Here is an 18,772-nt window from a genome sequence, read left to right on the forward strand (position 1 = left end):
TAGGCGGGGGAATAACGATCACAGTTTGAAGTGACCGACCGCCGAATTCAGCTCCTCGGTTTGCGATTGCAGCGAAACGAACGCGGCGGCAGACTCCTGAACTAACGCCGCATTCTGCTGCACCATCGAGTCCAACTGCGCCATCGCCTTGTTGATCTCCTGAATCCCCCTCATCTGCTCTTCCGATGCATGGGTGATCTCTGACATCACCGTCGTGACCGTCGATACGCCGCCGACAATTTCATTCATGGTGCTGCTGGCCTGACGCACCTGCTTCGAGCCTGCGCCCACGCTGCGCACCGTGGATTCGATCAGTTCCTTGATCTCTTTTGCCGCCTGAGCGCTGCGCTGAGCAAGCGCTCGCACCTCACCCGCAACGACGGCGAATCCCCGGCCCTGCTCGCCGGCGCGAGCGGCTTCGACGGCGGCGTTAAGCGCCAGAATATTGGTTTGAAACGCAATGCCGTCAATCACACCGATGATGTCGCCGATTTTTCCGGACGCCACCACGATATCGTCCATGGTCACAATCACATCCGAGACCACTTTGCCGCCGCTGCGGGCGTCTTTCGCCAATATTAGTGAGCGCTCATTCACATGCTGCGCCGACCCCGCCGACTGGGTGACCGTCGCCGATATCTGTTCCAGCGCCGACGCCGTTTGCTGCAAGCTCGCCGCAGAGGCTTCGGTACGAGAGGACAAGTCGTTATTACCCGCGGAAATCTCGTTGGCCGCCATTTGCAGCGAGGCGCTCACATCGCGGATTTGCAGCATAATCATGCTGAGTTTGTCGACGAAGCGGTTAAACGAGCGTGCGATCTGCGCCACTTCATCATGGCCTTCATCCGGCAAACGCTGGGTCAGGTCATTGGTTCCGTTGCTGATGTCGTCCATCGCATCACGCACCTGCAGCAGGCGTTTTAGCGACGAATTTACCATCACGCTGACGACAAGCGATCCGAGCAGCGCAATGACCACCAGCGTAATCACCGACGTCAGAAGCAGCGAATGCATCCCCGCCGTCGCCTGCGCCTTGTCGAGCGCGACGAGCACATACCAGTCCGTTCCCGCGACAGGTCGGGCGAGCACCAGTTTGTCCACGCCGGAGAGCGTCACCTCGACGGGAGTTTTGGCGGACAGAATGCGATCCAAGGCAACCTCGGGCGCGATGTCATTCAGCGGTTTCATCGTCAGTTCCGGGTTGGGGTGGGCGATGATGGTGCCGTCGGATTGAATCAGCAGGCCGTAACTTTCGCTCGTGGGATGAATGGCATTGACGTTGGCGATCACATTTTTCATCGCCATGTCGCTACCGACAACGCCTTTCAGGGTGCCATTATCGATGACTGGCGCGACAAACGACACCACGATGGTATTGGTCACCATATCCACATAAGGTGTGGTCACCAGCGGCTTGCCCTCTTTTACCGCTTGCTGATACCACGGCCGTACCGTCGGGTTATAGTCTGCGGGAATGCCGCCGGTCTCGACGAACTTGGCCGTCCCGTTGGCGTAGCCCATATACACGTTAATAAAGTCGCCCGACCGGGTTATCTGCCGGAATATCGGCACAGGATCGTCGCTGCCAGCGGCGACGTCGTACAACGAGGCCATCATCTGTTTTTTCGATGCCACCCAGTCGCCAATCGCCAGGCTGTGGCTTTCCGTCACGGCAGACAGCATATTATCAATGGATTTATCGTTATATTTCCCTGTGACCTGATAATTCAGGAAGGTATTAATGATCAGAGATAAAACGATAATTGCGGTACATACAGCCAAAATACGAGCGCGTGTAGTTTTGAGCATAGTAGTCAACCATTTGTAATAACGATTTGAATATCCAATATAATTTCTCAATTAAATCCCAGAGAATTTCTTTTCTTTATCGATTAGGCCAGCGTTCTTTTTTTTCCTCCTGATACCCCCATCCCCTCCCGCGCGGCTGCGGGCCCCTTCAGCAAAATACAACGTAAGGAAATTTATTCACAGCGTTATGTCCTTTTTTATATAAGAAAATCACACTAAAATCGATAAATCAGGCGTCCGAAAAACCCTTTAATAAAAATAGAACACCGCGTTACATAGGCAATTTTTATATTTCACTAAAGCGAGTAAAGTTTTTATTTTGGCTGCCGATAATGCGCCGAGAAAAATATCAACTCAAAGATCACTGAGTGATAATGAAATAGTGTTACGTCGTTATTTAATTTATTTCGTTACGCGAGAAATACCATTCGACGCATAAACTCAGAAATAATCACTTCCATGGAAAATGCGTTCAGAGAAAAAATGCGTTCAGAGAAAAGGGATGACGCGCGGACGCTGACCGCGGTGCGGTGTAAGGGACAGTAGGGGTGAATAATACACGGGCTGAGACAGCGGCTTCGGCGCGGCGGACACCGTGTCTGACGGTGTCCGCCTATCAGACGACCTGAATTAGAGGTATTTGCACAGATAGGCCGTCGGTTCGGCGACCTGCAGATTAAACTCGCTATGCCCCGGCACAGAGAACATCTCCCCCGCGGAGAACAGCTGCCATTCCACCGCACCCGGCAGAAGGACATTCAACGCGCCGCTGATGACCGTCATTTCTTCGGCCTGACCCGTGCCGAAGGTGTATTCACCTTCCGCCATCACCCCTACGCTCGCGCGGCCATCGGTGCTGTTGTCAAAGCCAACCGATTTTACTTTTCCTGAGAAATACTCGTTCACCTGCAGCATACAAACATCCTCTTATCTAACCGTCATCGTGTTATGAAAGATCATCCTGGAGCAAAGCCGCATCGGCTGTCGCCGCGACGCGGGCTCAGGCCACCGCCATCCTGAGCGCCTGCAATACGTCCGCAACGATGGAGTCAGGGGGCCGCGTCGCATCAATAACGTGGTGCGCGACGGACTGATAAAGCGCCTCACGCTCTGCCAGTACCGCCGCCATTTCCGCCGCGATTGGACGCCCCGTCAGCGTTGGCCGTTGTTCGGCCAGAGGGTCGGCGACCAGCCGTTGGGCCAATAGCCCTGCAGGCGCATGCAGGTAAATGACGCTTCCCTGCGCCTGCATATAGCGGCAATTGTCGTCCAGCAGCACAATGCCGCCGCCGGTGGCAATCACGCATTCAGGCTGCGTTACCGCCTGAAGTGCGGCACTTTCACGGCGGCGAAAACCCGGCCAGCCTTCCTGTGCTACGACATCAGCTACCGTCATTTGGCTGGTTTCCTGCATGAAAATGTCGGTATCAACGAACTGATAGCCGAGCGCGCGCGCCAGCGCCCCGCCCACGGTAGTTTTGCCACAGCCTCTGGCGCCAACCATAAAAATCGGTCGTGTCATGTAACGACGAGTCCTTAATTAATCATAGAACCTATCCCACAAGGCGTTATTGCCGCCGCCACTCTGGATACAAACGGTGCCGAGCGCCCGGCGCGCATGTGGATGTACGTGAGGGTTTCGAGCACCGCTTGGCCTGGAATAACAGGTAGTATCGCCCGCATGGAAGAAGCGCTTAGTCGACGGCCACCACATCAGCCGTCTTCTGTCATACCAAGAGCTGAATCATACAAGCAAAGCGGGGGAATAAGAATATCGAACGGCAGCAACACGGCAAGGACACAAACGGCAACGAAGAGCCGAGAGGAAAATGCGGCTTGTCAGCGCGAGTCCCCTTCCTGGCGACGGTTGATCCTCGCGACGGCATCGCGGCTCGCATCTGCACGAGCCTTTCCGGTCAGTTCCACCAGTTGACCGGCGCGCATCTCCAGTAATCGATCCGCCTGACCGAAATAGTGATCGTCGTGACTGATGGCGACCACCGTTTTACCTTCGGCCATCAGATGCGGCAACAGCACCTGATAAAACACGCGTCGAAACTGAGGATCCTGATCTGCGGCCCACTCGTCCAACAGCAGGATCTCTCGCTGCTCTGCCAGCGCCAGCAGCAAAGCGACCCGTTTCCGCTGTCCCTGAGACAGCGACAAGTCCGCGATCTGGGTCCCGTTTAACCGCAGTTTGTCCTGCATACTGAGACGTTCCACCCAGCGCTCGATGAGCGCCGTTGGCGGCGCTTCGCCTTGCGGTCCCATCAAACGGTCAAACAGGTGACAATCGGTAAAGACCGCCGAAAACAGCGCCTGATAGTCCGGCAACGAGACCGGATTGCCATCCAACATAATTTGTCCGCTGACCGGCGTATACAGCCCGGTTAACAGCATCGCCAGCGTGGATTTTCCGCTGCCGTTGCCGCCGATGACAAACAGCTGTTCGCCGCGCTGGATACGCACGTTGATCGGGCCGACCTCGAAGCCGGACTGACCATAGCGGAAGCGGACGTCGCGTAGCTCGATGGACTGCCAGTGCTGGGGAGCGGCAAACGCCGGAAAACCGTCCTGATAAGGGTTTAGCTTGAGCCGACGCAGCTTATCGAACGCCACCTGTGCGCTGAGCAACGTCGGCAACGCGCCGACCGCCTGCAACAAGGGCGTGCGCAGGAACAACAGCGTCAGCGAATAAGTCGCGGCCACCGTGTTGTCCGCCCATCCGAGACCGTTGGCCATGAAGAAGGCCGCGCCGATCGTGCCCAGCATCATAATGTTCGACCAATTAATCGCGCTGAGATGGTAGGAGTCGGCACGCACGATATGGTGCTGATACTCCCTGGCGTGCTGTTGATAATCTTCTTCGTACAGCCGCTGAGCGCGGTCCCGATTCAGCGCCAGCTCCTTGCATCCCGAAATGACCTGCTCATAGTCTTCGTGCAGGCTATCTTCCATTTCCCTCACGCGGTTGAAATGACGGTAAACGCGCGAGACCAGCCAATATCCGCCCCAAATCGTGATCGTCACCCACAGTGTGGTGAACAACATCATGCGCGGCGACAACCACGCCAGATAACAGGCCGCGCCGACGGTCAGCACAACGCCCTGCACCAGTTCAGGCAGGCGAACGAAGGCGATTGTGATACTGCGGATATCGTTAGAGAGACTGGCCAGCAGCTGAGCATGGCCGATGTGGTTCATGCGCTCCAGGCTGGTATCCAGAATGCGTTTGATCAGCTGCCCGCGCATACGGCTGACGAAATGGTGTCCCAACAGCGTCAGCGCCAGTTGGGCGCCCAGAGTGACCGCCATCAGAAGCAGCAGTAATCCCAGAAACTGCGGTAACACCCAAAGATCTGAATGCGAGTTGGCAATCAACCGCTGGTTAATGAACGCGATCAGACCAATGCCCAGCGCCGCGCTGGCCAGACTCAGAAGGATGACGGCGATGAAAGGCCAGCGATATAGCCGGTAAACAAGGTGAATCAGCTCCATGGGATCCCGCATGATGAGAAGTTAGATGCAGCCAGTTTAGTTAGCGGTAAAACGATATCAATCAGTTATTGCAGGCGGCCGCGGATAGCGCCGCCTTTCACGATGTGATTCGCTTAGGTTCTCTGACTTAATCGGGGATCGTCCAGACGGTTTTCGCGATGTCGACGACGTGCTTGAGCTTAGCCCACTGCTGCGCTTCACTCAGGACGGAGTCCCGGTTTCTGGAGGCGAAACCACAGGTTGGGCTCAACGCCAGCCTGCGCAGCGGCATATAAAGGGAGGCCGTATTGACCGCCATGATGACCCGCGAGGGGTCCTCCAACTCTGCCTGCCGGCTGCTCACAATCCCGAGTACGACCTGCTGACTGGTGGCATAACGGAGCAATTCCAGTTCCGCCGGACGGCGGTCGTCATATTCCACCATTACGCCATCGACCTGCGCGTGTGCCATCGCGTAGGCCATGGCGTTCAACCCGTCGTCATAGCGCCAGTTGCCGGAAAACGCGCCCCGGCACAGATGCAGGCTGACATACATATCTTCCGGTTTGTCCACCAGCGCCTGATTCAGCGTGTGGATACACAGTTCCAGCAGGGACGTCGGATCGTATCCCCGGCTTTGCTCGCGCGCGATGACGGCGCAGTCGGAGAGATAAGCCCACATCATGTCATCCAGCTGTAGATAGCGGCAGCCGGCGTCATAAAAGGCCCGTATCGCCTGACGATAGGCGTTCGACAACGCACTGCCGTATGCCTCAAGCGAGGGATAACACGCGTTGTTACGCAGGGAGGGATGCAGGAGCATGGTCGGGCTGGGCAGCGTCTGCTTGGCCAGCAGTTTAGAATCATGCCTAATCGTCTGATGAAGAAAGCGAAAATGCGCCAGGAACGGGTGCGACGCATCGAATGCAATCTCCCCCACAACCTCAATGCCGCTCGCGATCGGCTTTTCTTCGGCAGGCTGAGTAGAGAGTCGCTGGATCCCCGGAAGGTGCTCGAAGAAATCGGTCTGCCAGCAGACGCGCCTGAGTTCGCCGTCGGTGAGAATACGCAATCCGCAGGCTTTCTGCTGGTCTATCGCCCGCACGATTTCTTCGTCTTCGATCTCGGTCAACGCGTCGCGACAAAGCCTTCCCTGCTCCCAATCCTGACGCGCTTGGCGTAGCCGCGGCGGGCATACAAAGCTACCGATATGTTCGGCATGGAAAGGCGGGGACAGCTTGTGAATGGTACGACTCATGAAAACGGATCCTTTTTGATTAACTGCCGTGTTTTGCGCTTCTCTGCGCTCTGTTTTTACGCAACGGCCATCACCAGGGCCGCATTGACTGGTGGCATCGCCCTTTCTGGGCAGCTGTCCCCCGTTTCTTGTGCGGTGGGTAATGACAAAACATTGCTTAACTTATTGAAGTTATTGATATGAGTCACGTTAAGTAATTATTTTTTTTGAAACAAAAAGATCCGCCTTTTCACCGAGTCCATGACTGGGAGATTCGGTATCGAAGAGTGAAAATAGGAACAACGTCGAATACACCGGGGGCGAATAAGGCGGTCAGGCAACTTAATTCAGCTAAGGATACTCGAAGAAGCGCGGTGAAGTCGTCGGACTTCCGGCGGTAGTGTCTGGTATTGGTGAGTGAAACGAAATAACGCAGCGCGTGTTGCTCACGACCTCGGCGACAAATTATTCACCCGACGATGAGATAAAAAAAGCGGACCGAAATAGCGGTCCGCCAACAACAACGTTAATAACACGATTAATAACAACTAGGCGCTTAATATGAAGATTTGCAGGTGGCTAATGACACAGTAAACAAGGCCGATCGTCAAAAGGATAGATGCTGATATTCCGGTCGCCGTTTAAAACGTCGATTCCTGTGATGCAATGCGAAAGTCGATCTACATCAGTTGTTATGCCTGACCGGCCGGATTCGTTTTTATCCAGAACGCGAGCTCCCCTAACGGGATTGCGAACAACCAAGCTATCGTTAGGCGTTCGTCGAAGAGACCTCAGAAGACCCGACGACTCCCCAGGCCATTTCGTCCGACCCTCCCCCCATCATCTGCTGAATCTTTTCGTAAATTTCAGCGGCGGAGAGGCCTTTATATATCCCTTTGCTATAGAAGCTGAACATATCGCTGTCCGCACTACTGCTGTCTTGCCCCATCTTCACCAGCTCTTCGGTGGTGACCGGTTCGCCGGAGAAGGCGTCGTACGCTTCCCAGCTCCCGTCGGGATAACTGATCATCGACACCAACGTGCCGCCGAACATCGGGATCCCATTGATCATTTGTAGAGAGCGTTCAAGCGAGTCGGACTGCTCTTCCTCTTTGTCGTCCTTAGCCTGCTGAGCTTCTCGGGACTGGAGTTGGGCCTCGAGATCTTCCAGCCGCTCATCGGTCGTCTGCGTTAAATCAGACGCGCTCGCCGTCCCCGTGGTGAACGTCTGTGTGGAAGCGTCGCTGAAGCTTGTTCCCGTCTGACTGCTCAGCGGAAAACCGCCCGTGCTACTCGCCGTGGATGACCCGTTATTATTCGCCGCGCTAATTGATGCCACGAGGGGATAATAAGGCTTAATATTTTGACTGTGCGCCTCTATACTCGATATAGCCACAATACGTCTCCTTGTTATATTTCAATTAATGCCATCACACCGTAAAAACGACGAGTTATCGTAATAACTAACACCAAAGTATTGAAATAAAGTTCAAATGCTTCCATCCCGAAAGCGATTATTGATAATGCGAACAGGCTCCTGGTGGCGAATATCAAACAGCAGAGAAATTAGGTTCAACCGTCACCTTGGCGTGAAAGAACATCATGTATAAGGACGGCTGACATCAGAGTAAAAAAAGTCTGTTCTCTAAAATATATCGGCTAATGCATTTTTTCGTTAAGACTAAAAAAGAATAAAAATAGAGGATTCATGGCATATGACATTATTTCCCCGTTACGTCACTTCCCCGTAGAAAGCGGGTGTCATGTTGCTGTTTTACGCTGTTGTTATTGTTTCCGCCCACAACTCACCGCTTAAAGATAATACGCGATGTGCTCCCGCGCCATTTCGGCTCACTATTTTTTCCTTTATGTTCCATTAATACGCCAATGTGCAGGTTGTCGCGCCCCTAACAGCCCCTGCGTCGGCGCAGGCGATTTTTGTAAGACTACAGCGCTGGACGCTAAAGCCGATACAGCGCAATTAGACGCGGCGGTGCCTCACGGAGAGTCTCATTCTCGCCCGTAGGACCACGATCTTGATCGAGACACCCAGATCGAGAGATTGAAACCGAGGCCTGTATGACAGCGCTCGCGGACGGGAAAAGCGGGTTTGTTTACCACCAGAAATGGATGAACGGAACGGCGAGAACAGATCGTGTGGGATAAATGAAAGGGGGGCTTCCCGAAACCTATTACGGCGATTTCAGGAAGCGAAAGCATGGCGATTTAGTTTTTCTTCACAAATTCAGATTTCAGTTTCATCGCGCCGAAACCATCGATTTTGCAATCGATGTTGTGATCGCCTTCCACCAGGCGGATACCTTTCACACGCGTACCTATTTTCAGCGGCGTAGAGCTCCCCTTCACTTTCAGATCCTTGATCACGGTGACGGTGTCGCCATCAGCCAGCAAGTTGCCGTTGGCATCGCGAACGACCAGTCCTTCTTCCTGCTCCGCGGCCTCGCCCGCCATTGACCAAACATGCCCGCACTCAGGACAGTTCAGCATGTCGTTGTCCTGCCAAGTGTATTCAGATTGGCATTTTGGGCAATTGGGTAGCTGTTGCATGATAAAATTCCTAAAAATAAAAAATGTATGTAAAAAACCAATAAAATCAATAGCAGTAAATTCAGCTGAGCATATTTTAACGTTTTAAGGCCTCGCTGAGTAGCCATCTTTACGTAAAGGACTTTATGGCAGCACGAAAACCGGGGCCGCCAACACAGGTTGGTGGCCCCGGGAAAGGGAAAAAAATAATTTAGACAGCGCGTTAGTCACGTCGATGTCTGTTCACTCGGCTAAACGAAATGGCCGCTATCCACCGATATGTCACACAAAAGCTACTTAATCACCGAACCATCCCGCAGGATAAACATCAGATTGCCGTCCCAAAACTCCGCGATAAAGATGTCGTCTTCTTCAAGTTCATTTTCACGAAGCTTGTTTTGCAGCCAATCCTCATCTTTTTCAATTTGTTCCAACTCTCTTCGCCTGATCTCTCCGTCTTTCATAACAATGACCGAAGGCATTTCGTTGTCTTCACAGACCACCGTCAACTGACCGCTGGGTTCGATCTGAGCATAGGTAATTTGCTGGAATGAACGAATCCCCTGAGAATGAAGCTGCGAGGCGACATTAAGAATGTCGATTTTGTTCTTCTGTCGCAGGATGTTTTCCATCAGAAAACGGCCTTTTTTGACGATCGGTAAAGGATCGCCAATGGCGATAGAGCGAAACAGATGAAAATGCTTGCTGATGAAATTCAGCAACGAAATAAGTCCGACGCCGATAAATAATACAATGATGTATTGATAGAGCGGGATGCTGTCGCTGTATATAACCCCGCCGATAATACCCCCGAGCACGAAGTTGCCAATGAAGTCCACCGGCGTCATTTGTGATAACTGGGTTTTACCTGAAACATTCAGGTGTGTGATGACAATAGTAAAACCAATAACGAACTTGATTAATACGAAGCAATAATATTCCATCTCTACTCTATTCACAGCGTCTGCTGCGCCTCAGTTTTATGACCGAAGACAGTATAATAGAGAATGAAAACTTCGCCTGACTTCAGCCCCATCAGGGATTAAGTCATGCTAAATAATGATCAATCATAGCAAGCGGACAAAGCTGTTTTTGACGATGAAAAATTATCCGTCAATGCCTACTGTCGGGAAGAAAAGAAGTTCAGCGTCCAGGGAAAACGCGGCATATAAAGGAAAGCGGGGCCATGCCAACCCGACAAGCGGATCGGCATGGAACATCGCGGGGTAAACGTTAAGCTTTCGCTTTGTAACGCTCAGCTAAGCTGTTCGCCGCGACCATGGCGTTGTAGACATCCTCTTTGGTCACTTCCATCGGCATGTTGCCCATGGTGTCGTCTTTATGGCAGGCAATTTCCGCCACTTTACGCCATTCGGCTTCGACAAACGTTTTCAGTCCCATCTCTTCCAGCGTCAACGGCAGGCCAGCCGTTTGATGATACGAATCACTTCATCAAACTCAGCAACCGGCGCGTTTTCCAGCACCAGCTGCGTCAGCAGGCCAAATACGACTTTTTCACCGTGCTGAGCTCTGTGCAAATCCGGCACGACGGACATACCGTTATTCACCGCATGGGCGGCCGCCAAACCTCCGGATTCCGCGCCGACGCCGCTCAGGTAAATTGTCGCTTCGATCGCCTGTTCCAGCGCGGGCGTCGCTACCTTGTTTTTAATGGCGTCCATGGCGGACTCGACGTTTTCACTCAGCAGCTGGTAACACAGTTTCGCCAGCTCCAATCCCGTTCTTGACGGTTTTTTCAGTACCAGGTTAATGCCGTCGGCCTGATAGCACGCGCGCGCTTCAAAATAGGTCGCCAGTGCATCACCCACGCCTGCGGCAAAGAAACGAACCGGCGCGGAAGCAATGATAGCGGTATCAGCAATCACCGCATCCGGGTTCTGAGGCAGGAACAGGTAACGATCGAACTCGCCGTTCTCTTTGTAGATAACGGACAGCGCGGTGCAAGGCGCATCGGTAGATGCAATGGTCGGGAACAGGATGACCGGGAGTTTCTGGTAGAAAGCCACCGCTTTGGATACATCGAGCGTTTTACCCCCGCCCACACCCACAATGACATTTGCTTGCTGGCTGTTGACGATGTCACCCAGACGATTAATTTCAACGTCAGTACATTCATAATTGAATTTCTCAGCAGTACATTTCATCCCTTTTTCCAGTAAGGGCGGCACGGCTTCGTCTTTAACTTTCTGCAGAATGAATTCATCACAGACAATTAATGCGTTGTCACCAAAATCTTTTACGAAATCATGGAGCTGATTAAGAATACCGTTGCCAATAAAGAACTTTTTAGGAGAGGTTATAGTGCGAGGCGTTTTCATTATCTAAAGCTCCTGAATTATTGAGTCTTGCCGTGCAAGGTTGATTACCCATCCGGCAACCTAGTGTCGATATATAATAACACCGCCATTATGAAACTAAAGTAATCATTTTAACCGAGATAATATTGCCTTAAGTTAAATGGCGCTACAATAGGCAAAAAACAAGCAAACAACGTTACATACAACAATAAATTCAATAAGTAACGCCAACCAGACCGCACTAGTAAGCACCCCTCTTTCGTCAATAAAAGCCATCCGCCTTACGAGATGTTTTTAATTAAAAAACTAATGGCAAAAAAAAACAAAACAGAGAGAAAAAACACGCTATACCTGATAAAATCAGTCGGAATTAAAATATAAAAAAACACTATTCTCATTATTCCGCTGAACCAAAATAGCCAGTCACTTGCCTAAAAATAACGCAAATCAACGCTTTTCCGGCTATTATTCACAAAATGAAAACACCTTATTACTCATTAAAAAATAAGTCTTATACGAATTAGTCGGGCCCTTTTTTTATTCATTCTATTGATGAAAAATGCAGCATTCATTGCTGCCTGCATCTTGCGTTAATAAAAAATGTTTAGGTTATTTCCCGGCTGTTCGGAGAAATTAATGACCAGTCCCCTGTGATTCACCGTTCTTAATAGCCGCCGACGCCATGGATATCCTAAGCGGCGAACGATAGTGTGGCGGCCATATCTCCCCGCGGTGGGGCGTGAGTGACCACTGGGCAGACGTATCGCTTGCGATCAGAGGCTTGCCGACAGGCATCGTGGACATGGGGGAAAGAGAAGATAAAAGAACGGAACAGAGAACAAGCGCCGGCAGGCGGACGCCACGGGGCTTGTGTCCGCAACGCCCTGCGCCAATCACTTGTCGGCCCCCGGTTACCCTTTCGCCGACCGTATATTCCTTATACGGCAAGGCCCGTTTCCTGGGTCACCACCGCAGCGTCGGAAAACTCAGCGGCGGTGAGTGATTGGCGCGCCAGTTTTTTAGAATTTTTCCCAGTTATCCCCGCCCGTTTTTTTACTGCCGGTGCTTGAAGGCAGCGCTTTGACGCTGGAGGAGGAAGACGTTCTTTTGGTTAGTGTGGGCCGTAACAGCGTGTTTTCATTGGTGGGAAGTTTGAAAGAAGAGACCGCGTGAGTCAGATGATTTACCTGCTCTTCCAGCGACGAGGCGGCCGCGGCGGATTCCTGAACCAGCGCCGCATTTTGCTGCGTGACGCCATCCATTTCCGTCACGGCTTGTTCTATCTGACCAATGCCGCGGCTCTGTTCATCGGATGCCGTGGCGATTTCCCCCATTAAATCGTTGATACGCGTAATGGAGGTGATGATGGCAGACATCGCCTCGCCGGTCTTCGTGACCTGCTCCGACCCTATGCGCACGCCGTTCACCGATTCGCTGATCAGCCCGCCTATCTCTTTTGCCGCCTGAGCGCTGCGCTGCGCCAGATTGCGGACCTCACCGGCCACCACGGCGAATCCCCTCCCTTGTTCTCCGGCTCTGGCCGCTTCTACCGCGGCGTTCAATGCCAGTATGTTGGTCTGGAATGCAATGCCATTGATGACGCTGGTAATGTCCTCGATTTTCTTCGAACTGGCGGTGACGCCCAGCATGGTATCTCCCACCTCTTTCGCCACCTTCTCGCCTTCCTGCGCGGCTTTGACCGCGTCCTGCGTCAGGCTCGTCGCCTGATAGACGTTCGCTGTATTCTGCTTAACGGTCGCGCCCAGCTCTTCCATGCTCGCCGCCGTTTGCGCCAACGCGGACGCCTGCTGCTCGGTACGGGAAGACAGATCGATATTACCCGCCGCAATTTCCTGAGATGCATGAGCGACGGTGTAGCTCGAGTCGCGCACCTGCCCGATAATTTGCACCAGTGAAAGACGCATTTGTTCCATCGAACGCATCAGATCGCCAATCTCACCTTTCAAATGCGCATTTACCGTGGTCTCCAGATGACCATTGGCAATCTGGCTACAGTGATCTTTGGCAATACCCAATTGATCCAGAACGAAGCGCTTCAGTAGGATCATCATCCCGGCAATGATGGCGATAAACACCACGGCGAAGATCACAATCAGCGTCATTGAGAAGGTGAAGTTACTCTGTGCATCCTGATTCAGATTTTTGGCATATTGCTCACGGAATTCTAAGAGCTTATCCAGCGCGATTTCGTACTGACTATCTAGCTTTCTCACCACCGCCAGCTGCGCGTAGAATGTGGGCTCGTCATTTTTGGCCGCCGCATCCAGCAGAGGCTGCAATCCATCCTGACGGTAAGCGAGATAGGCCGAGCGATACGCGTCGGCCAGTGGACCTTCCGACGGTTGTTTAGGTGCATTCAGATAAGACTGAAACGCCGCATCCGCTTTCGCCATAACGGCATTCACGCCTTCAAGCATCGACTGGGAATTCTGACCACCCCCTTTTTCCATATCCTCCATATATTCCATGATACGAACGCGCATAGTGCGGCTGTGGTTGATGGGGTCAATGACCGACAGCACGACGCGTATTTCTTTATTCACGCTATCCAAAGAATTGTTGCTGCGTATCAGCATCCACACATTTGAAAGCGTACTGGCGAAAAAGATAAGTAAAAGTGAAGCAAGAACAATGAGAGAGAAGCGTTTGATTGACATATTGAGTCCTGTATATGAGCAAAATAACGATATTGCCGACATCATGACTATCGGCAGAAAAAGCACGTAGTTAAGCTCGCCAAGACGGTAAACATGCGCTGTGGCTGACTTTTCATTAAAAACCCAACCAAGATCAACAAAACCCAATAAAGTTATTGAATAAAAAAGATAAAATTATTAATTACGCATGATTCGGCGGTTTTTTAGATAGGATTTAATACGGAGTTAATTCGGAAAGGCCTTGAAATTATTACCTATATCATCATCCGATGAGAGAGAGGTTGAGTCAAAATTTAATCAAAAAACTCATTTAAACAGCTGCCGCAGGGCAGCGTAAAATACCACAACCCATAATAAAGAAATATTTATCTTTCACGCAGGGTATTATTCAACACATATTCATTGAGCTACACGTTTTCTCAGCACAAACACGATGAGACGACGCGGAAAAGCAGCATATACGATTAGCATAGCGCCCTGCTTCAACGAACAATCAACGCATCGGCAAAGTGTGGCCTGAAGGGCGAATAAAGAAATGACACACTGAGAAACCCAAGCATATCGACACATCTGCGAGCCATGTACAAAGAGAAAATAGCCTTTGCCCACTTTGCTGGTCGACGCACTGATTTTGGTCATCGGCGCCTGCAGCGTGGGGGCATCGTCAATGACTACAGCGTGTTTATTGTTGGATTTGATGGAGGATACCGTGTTGATCGAGGTACAGACGAAGATACTGACTTACTTTGTTTTGACGATATGATTGCCGAGGAAAAATGTATCGAAAAGATACCTTTGATGTGGGTAGGCCGGAGTAAAAACACAGGGCAGTTCTACCGTTAAATACTCCTTATAGACAAGCCCCTATTGAAAATGCAGGGAAACAATATGAACAAGCGAATCATAGCTGGCGTTATCGCGGCCGCAGCCGGTGGTTATTTACTCTGGCAGTACCTAACTCCCGTGGAAATCGTAGCCGTGCATGATGGCGACATCGTACTAGTCAAACATTTTCCACACCTAAAAAAGCGCCAGATTGCCTGGTGGGAAGCCCACAAGGACATGATGAAGGAGAAATATGGTATTCCTCATAAGCTGAGTGATGGGGATTATCGCGTTTATATTCAGGACTTCGGTGATGGCTATCAAATAGACGGAAATAGAGAAGAAGATAATGATTTGTTGTGCTTTGACGACATGAAAACGGAAGCCGCATGTATACACAAAGCGCCCCTAATGACCGTGGGTAGTAGCCAAAATACAGGGCAGTTTTATTGGTAGATAAGACTCAGGGGGAAGCCACGTTGAGTAAGCGTCCGTGGGAAATAGTGTGAATGAACCACGTCGCAAAAAGCCCCAATATCCACAATCTGCGCAGTCATTGCAGACGATGGCCGCGTCAAGCTTCCCTCAATCTGCTTTGTTTTTTTTACTTTTGCACTGTCGCCGCCCTACCCCGTCATTACGGATGAACGCCTGTTGTAGAATTCCAAACATGTCATTTCACGCAAGGTTTGCGGGACGCTTCCCGCTTTTAGCGGTGTCCGTTTGCAGGTCGCTGAGCTAGTATAGCGCTCAATAAAGGTCGCAATATCCGTTGTCGCCGATGCTTTTTTAGCCTGCTATTTCCTTTCGAGTCAACGGGGATCTGGTCTGAAGGCTCATCACTTTGCTGGCCTTGTGCGAGAACGTTTTGTTGAGCTGTTTTCCTGTCGAACGCGCTCCGCTATGATGGCCCGCAGATAAATAGGCAGACGTCGCTTTCCGACTTCGAGACGAACACGTTCAGCAGAACGCTGCGATCCACCAGTGATGCCCTACAAGAACAACAAAAAATCACAATCGAACGTAAATCCAATGGATTATGAAAATAACCGCATGAAAACCACCGACAACCTCGATAGCCACACCCCCATGATGCAGCAGTACCTGAGGCTGAAAGCAGAACATCCGGAAATCCTGTTGTTCTACCGCATGGGCGATTTTTACGAGCTGTTCTACGATGACGCCAAGCGGGCATCGCAGCTGCTGGATATTTCATTAACTAAACGCGGTGCCTCGGCGGGAGAGCCTATCCCGATGGCGGGCGTTCCCCATCATGCGGTGGAAAACTATCTGGCCCGGCTGGTGCAACTGGGCGAGTCCGTCGCCATCTGCGAACAGATTGGCGACCCTGCGTTGAGTAAAGGGCCGGTAGAGCGCAAAGTTGTGCGCATCGTGACGCCGGGCACCATCAGCGACGAGGCGCTGCTTGAGGAGCGTCAGGACAACCTGCTGGCGGCGATCTGGCAGGACGGTCGCGGATTCGGTTATGCCACGCTGGACATCAGCTCAGGGCGTTTTCGACTGGCGGAACCCGCCGATTCAGAAAGCATGGCCGCCGAACTGCAGCGCACCAATCCAGCTGAATTGCTCTATCCCGAAACGTTTGAATTGATGTCCCTGATTGAGCATCGCAACGGTCTACGCCGCCGCCCCCTGTGGGAGTTTGAACTGGATACAGCGCGTCAGCAGCTGAATCTGCAGTTTGGTACGCGCGACCTGACGGGTTTTGGCGTCGAACAGGCCAAGCTCGGACTGCGCGCCGCCGGATGCTTGCTGCAATACGCCAAAGATACGCAGCGCACTTCGCTGCCGCATATTCGGGGCATCACCATGGAGCGTCAGCAGGACGGCATTATTATGGATGCCGCGACGCGACGTAATCTCGAACTGACGCAGAACCTATCCGGCGGCCCTGAGAATACGCTGGCGGCCGTGTTGGACTGCACCGTGACGCCGATGGGCAGCCGGATGCTGAAACGTTGGGTGCACATGCCAAGCCGCAATGTTCAGACGCTAACGCAGCGTCAGCAGGCCATCGGCGCGTTGCAGGATTTGGCCGTGGAATTGCAGCCTTTTCTGCGTCAGGTCGGCGATCTGGAACGTATTCTGGCGCGATTGGCGCTGCGCACGGCGCGTCCGCGCGATCTGGCGAGAATGCGCCATGCTTTCCATCAGCTGCCGGACATTCATGCCCTGCTGTCATCGATCGATGCCGATGCGATTCAGCGTCTTGCCAGCCAGATAGGGCAGTTCGACGAACTGCGGGATTTGCTGGAACGCGCGGTGGTGGAAGCGCCGCCGGTTCTGGTACGGGACGGCGGCGTTATCGCTGCCGGCTACAACGAAGAGCTGGACGAGTGGCGCAGCCTTGCCGCAGGCGCCACCGACTACTTGGACAAGTTGGAAATCCGTGAACGCGAAAAGCTCGGTATTGATACGCTGAAAGTCGGCTTCAACGGCGTGCACGGCTATTTCATCCAGGTTAGCCGCGGTCAAAGCCATTTGGTGCCGATGCACTACGTGCGCCGTCAAACGCTGAAAAACGCCGAGCGCTATATCATCCCCGAGCTGAAAGAGTACGAAGACAAGGTGCTCACCTCTAAAAGCAAGGCGCTGGCGCTGGAGAAAGCGCTGTACGACCAGCTGTTTGACATCCTGCTCCCCCATCTTGCGGAGCTGCAGCAAAGCGCCAGCGCGCTGGCGGAACTGGACGTACTGAGCAACCTGGCGGAGCGCGCGGACACGCTTAACTATGTCTGCCCGACGCTAAGCGATCGTCCCGGCATCAAGATCACCGGCGGCCGTCACCCCGTCGTAGAGCAGGTGCTCAGCGAGCCGTTTATTGCCAACCCGCTGTCGCTGTCCCCACAGCGCCGCCTGCTGATCATCACCGGTCCGAATATGGGCGGGAAAAGCACCTACATGCGTCAGGCGGCATTGATCGTACTGATGGCCCATATCGGCAGCTATGTACCGGCTGAGCAGGCCGTCATCGGCCCGGTCGACCGTATCTTCACCCGCGTCGGCGCCGCGGACGATCTGGCGTCAGGGCGCTCCACCTTCATGGTCGAAATGACGGAGACCGCCAATATTTTGCATAACGCGACGGAACACAGTCTGGTGCTAATGGATGAGATCGGCCGAGGTACGTCAACCTACGACGGCCTATCGCTGGCCTGGTCGTGCGCGGAAACGTTGGCAAACAAGATCAAGGCGATGACACTGTTCGCCACCCACTACTTCGAGCTGACTAATCTGCCGGAGAAAATGGAAGGCGTCGTCAATGTCCATCTGGATGCCCTGGAGCATGGCGATACCATCGCCTTCATGCACAGCGTGCAGGACGGGGCCGCCAGCAAGAGCTACGGACTGGCGGTAGCGGCGCTGGCCGGGGTGCCGAAGGACGTGATCAAACGCGCGCGTCAAAAACTGAAAGAGCTGGAAACGCTGTCTAATAACGCGTCGAGCAGCCACATCGACGGGGCGCAGTTGATGCTGTTGGCTCCCGAGGAGTCGCCTGCCGCGATTGAAGCGCTGGAAACGCTCGACCCGGATATGCTCACGCCCCGTCAGGCGCTTGACTGGCTCTATCAGTTAAAAAAGATGCTGTAAATCGAAGAAAAAACGCAGTACGGCCGTCGCATGGCGGCCGTGACTATTCTCCGCCTATCCCAACGTCGCCCGCTGATTCATTGACGCCCTGTTTTCATCCCCGCCCCGTCCTCCTTCAGAACTCAGGCCAGCGAACCCTTTTTGCGAGTCATACGGGGAAAACAAACCCGCCAGTTCAGGAAATTGCTATGTGGGGAAAGCTCTGACGTAGAAAATAGGGGATGTCTCAGCGCAAGATGAAGCCGACGACGGGGGCTGTCTTGAGCGCT

14 protein-coding genes are annotated in these 18,772 nt (G+C 52.7%); 3 read left to right on the forward strand and 11 right to left on the reverse strand.

All coding sequences use genetic code 11. The features are described 5' to 3' along the window. Nucleotides 1-18: 18 nt before the first annotated feature. The 11 genes from AU511_RS06680 to AU511_RS06725 all read right to left on the reverse strand — a co-directional run bounded on the left by AU511_RS06680 (nt 19) and on the right by AU511_RS06725 (nt 14,066). Entirely contained in the window at nt 19-1,809 is a 1,791-nt protein-coding gene (locus AU511_RS06680; protein WP_094100857.1) for a methyl-accepting chemotaxis protein, read from the reverse strand. Nucleotides 1,810-2,439: 630 nt separating this feature from the next. After that, complete coding sequence (ppnP, locus tag AU511_RS06685; RefSeq protein WP_094109189.1) at nt 2,440-2,724, reverse strand: pyrimidine/purine nucleoside phosphorylase; 285 nt, start codon at nt 2,722-2,724, stop codon at nt 2,440-2,442. 85 nt (nt 2,725-2,809) lie between these two features. Further along, entirely contained in the window at nt 2,810-3,331 is a 522-nt protein-coding gene (gene aroL, locus AU511_RS06690) for a shikimate kinase AroL (protein ID WP_094109190.1), read from the reverse strand. 317 nt (nt 3,332-3,648) lie between these two features. Next, the gene (locus tag AU511_RS06695; RefSeq protein ID WP_094109191.1) at nt 3,649-5,307 is read right to left on the reverse strand and encodes a multidrug ABC transporter permease/ATP-binding protein; all 1,659 of its coding nucleotides are present in this window, start codon (nt 5,305-5,307) and stop codon (nt 3,649-3,651) included. A gap of 127 nt (nt 5,308-5,434) precedes the next feature. Next, the gene (locus AU511_RS06700; RefSeq protein WP_094109192.1) at nt 5,435-6,544 is read right to left on the reverse strand and encodes a 5-methyltetrahydropteroyltriglutamate--homocysteine S-methyltransferase; all 1,110 of its coding nucleotides are present in this window, start codon (nt 6,542-6,544) and stop codon (nt 5,435-5,437) included. A gap of 748 nt (nt 6,545-7,292) precedes the next feature. Next, nucleotides 7,293-7,919: a hypothetical protein gene (locus AU511_RS06705; RefSeq protein WP_094109193.1), complete on the reverse strand. Its 627-nt coding sequence runs from the start codon at nt 7,917-7,919 to the stop codon at nt 7,293-7,295. Between the two features lie 830 nt (nt 7,920-8,749). Further along, nucleotides 8,750-9,091, reverse strand: coding sequence for a zinc ribbon domain-containing protein YjdM (locus AU511_RS06710; protein WP_026738787.1), 342 nt, complete (start codon nt 9,089-9,091; stop codon nt 8,750-8,752). Nucleotides 9,092-9,363: 272 nt separating this feature from the next. After that, nucleotides 9,364-10,014 (reverse strand): DUF421 domain-containing protein, encoded by a 651-nt coding sequence (locus AU511_RS06715; RefSeq protein ID WP_094100862.1) that lies wholly within the window; start codon nt 10,012-10,014, stop codon nt 9,364-9,366. A 289-nt stretch (nt 10,015-10,303) separates the two neighbouring features. Next, nucleotides 10,304-10,471: a hypothetical protein gene (locus AU511_RS17680; protein ID WP_240503779.1), complete on the reverse strand. Its 168-nt coding sequence runs from the start codon at nt 10,469-10,471 to the stop codon at nt 10,304-10,306. 11 nt (nt 10,472-10,482) lie between these two features. Continuing rightward, complete coding sequence (locus tag AU511_RS06720; protein ID WP_240503780.1) at nt 10,483-11,409, reverse strand: glycerol dehydrogenase; 927 nt, start codon at nt 11,407-11,409, stop codon at nt 10,483-10,485. Between the two features lie 998 nt (nt 11,410-12,407). Next, a complete protein-coding gene (locus AU511_RS06725) occupies nt 12,408-14,066 on the reverse strand; it encodes a methyl-accepting chemotaxis protein (RefSeq protein ID WP_094109194.1) in 1,659 nt (552 codons plus the stop codon). Between the two features lie 579 nt (nt 14,067-14,645). Here AU511_RS06725 and AU511_RS06730 point away from each other — a divergent pair. From AU511_RS06730 to mutS, 3 genes are all read left to right on the forward strand, one after another. Next, a complete protein-coding gene (locus AU511_RS06730) occupies nt 14,646-14,909 on the forward strand; it encodes a DUF943 family protein (RefSeq protein WP_094109195.1) in 264 nt (87 codons plus the stop codon). A 45-nt stretch (nt 14,910-14,954) separates the two neighbouring features. Continuing rightward, on the forward strand, nt 14,955-15,347 hold the full coding sequence (locus tag AU511_RS06735; RefSeq protein WP_094109196.1) for a DUF943 family protein: 393 nt from the start codon (nt 14,955-14,957) through the stop codon (nt 15,345-15,347). A gap of 597 nt (nt 15,348-15,944) precedes the next feature. After that, nucleotides 15,945-18,503 carry a DNA mismatch repair protein MutS gene (gene mutS, locus AU511_RS06740; protein WP_100059650.1) on the forward strand — a complete coding sequence of 853 codons (2,559 nt, stop codon included), beginning with the start codon at nt 15,945-15,947 and terminating at the stop codon, nt 18,501-18,503. Nucleotides 18,504-18,772: the final 269 nt, after the last annotated feature.

The organism is Lonsdalea iberica (assembly GCF_002111585.1).
Lineage (GTDB): Bacteria > Pseudomonadota > Gammaproteobacteria > Enterobacterales > Enterobacteriaceae > Lonsdalea > Lonsdalea iberica.

What these genes read in the sequence shown, in the direction of transcription:
- ppnP (WP_094109189.1), bottom strand. Translation starts at nt 2,724, where the DNA reads ATGCTGCAGGTGAACGAGTATTTCTCAGGAAAAGTAAAATCGGTTGGC.
- AU511_RS06720 (WP_240503780.1), bottom strand. Translation starts at nt 11,409, where the DNA reads ATGAAAACGCCTCGCACTATAACCTCTCCTAAAAAGTTCTTTATTGGC.
- AU511_RS06715 (WP_094100862.1), bottom strand. Translation starts at nt 10,014, where the DNA reads ATGGAATATTATTGCTTCGTATTAATCAAGTTCGTTATTGGTTTTACT.
- AU511_RS06730 (WP_094109195.1), top strand. Translation starts at nt 14,646, where the DNA reads ATGTACAAAGAGAAAATAGCCTTTGCCCACTTTGCTGGTCGACGCACT.
- mutS (WP_100059650.1), top strand. Translation starts at nt 15,945, where the DNA reads ATGAAAACCACCGACAACCTCGATAGCCACACCCCCATGATGCAGCAG.
- AU511_RS06725 (WP_094109194.1), bottom strand. Translation starts at nt 14,066, where the DNA reads ATGTCAATCAAACGCTTCTCTCTCATTGTTCTTGCTTCACTTTTACTT.
- AU511_RS17680 (WP_240503779.1), bottom strand. Translation starts at nt 10,471, where the DNA reads ATGGGACTGAAAACGTTTGTCGAAGCCGAATGGCGTAAAGTGGCGGAA.
- AU511_RS06710 (WP_026738787.1), bottom strand. Translation starts at nt 9,091, where the DNA reads ATGCAACAGCTACCCAATTGCCCAAAATGCCAATCTGAATACACTTGG.
- aroL (WP_094109190.1), bottom strand. Translation starts at nt 3,331, where the DNA reads ATGACACGACCGATTTTTATGGTTGGCGCCAGAGGCTGTGGCAAAACT.
- AU511_RS06695 (WP_094109191.1), bottom strand. Translation starts at nt 5,307, where the DNA reads ATGGAGCTGATTCACCTTGTTTACCGGCTATATCGCTGGCCTTTCATC.
- AU511_RS06735 (WP_094109196.1), top strand. Translation starts at nt 14,955, where the DNA reads ATGAACAAGCGAATCATAGCTGGCGTTATCGCGGCCGCAGCCGGTGGT.
- AU511_RS06680 (WP_094100857.1), bottom strand. Translation starts at nt 1,809, where the DNA reads ATGCTCAAAACTACACGCGCTCGTATTTTGGCTGTATGTACCGCAATT.
- AU511_RS06700 (WP_094109192.1), bottom strand. Translation starts at nt 6,544, where the DNA reads ATGAGTCGTACCATTCACAAGCTGTCCCCGCCTTTCCATGCCGAACAT.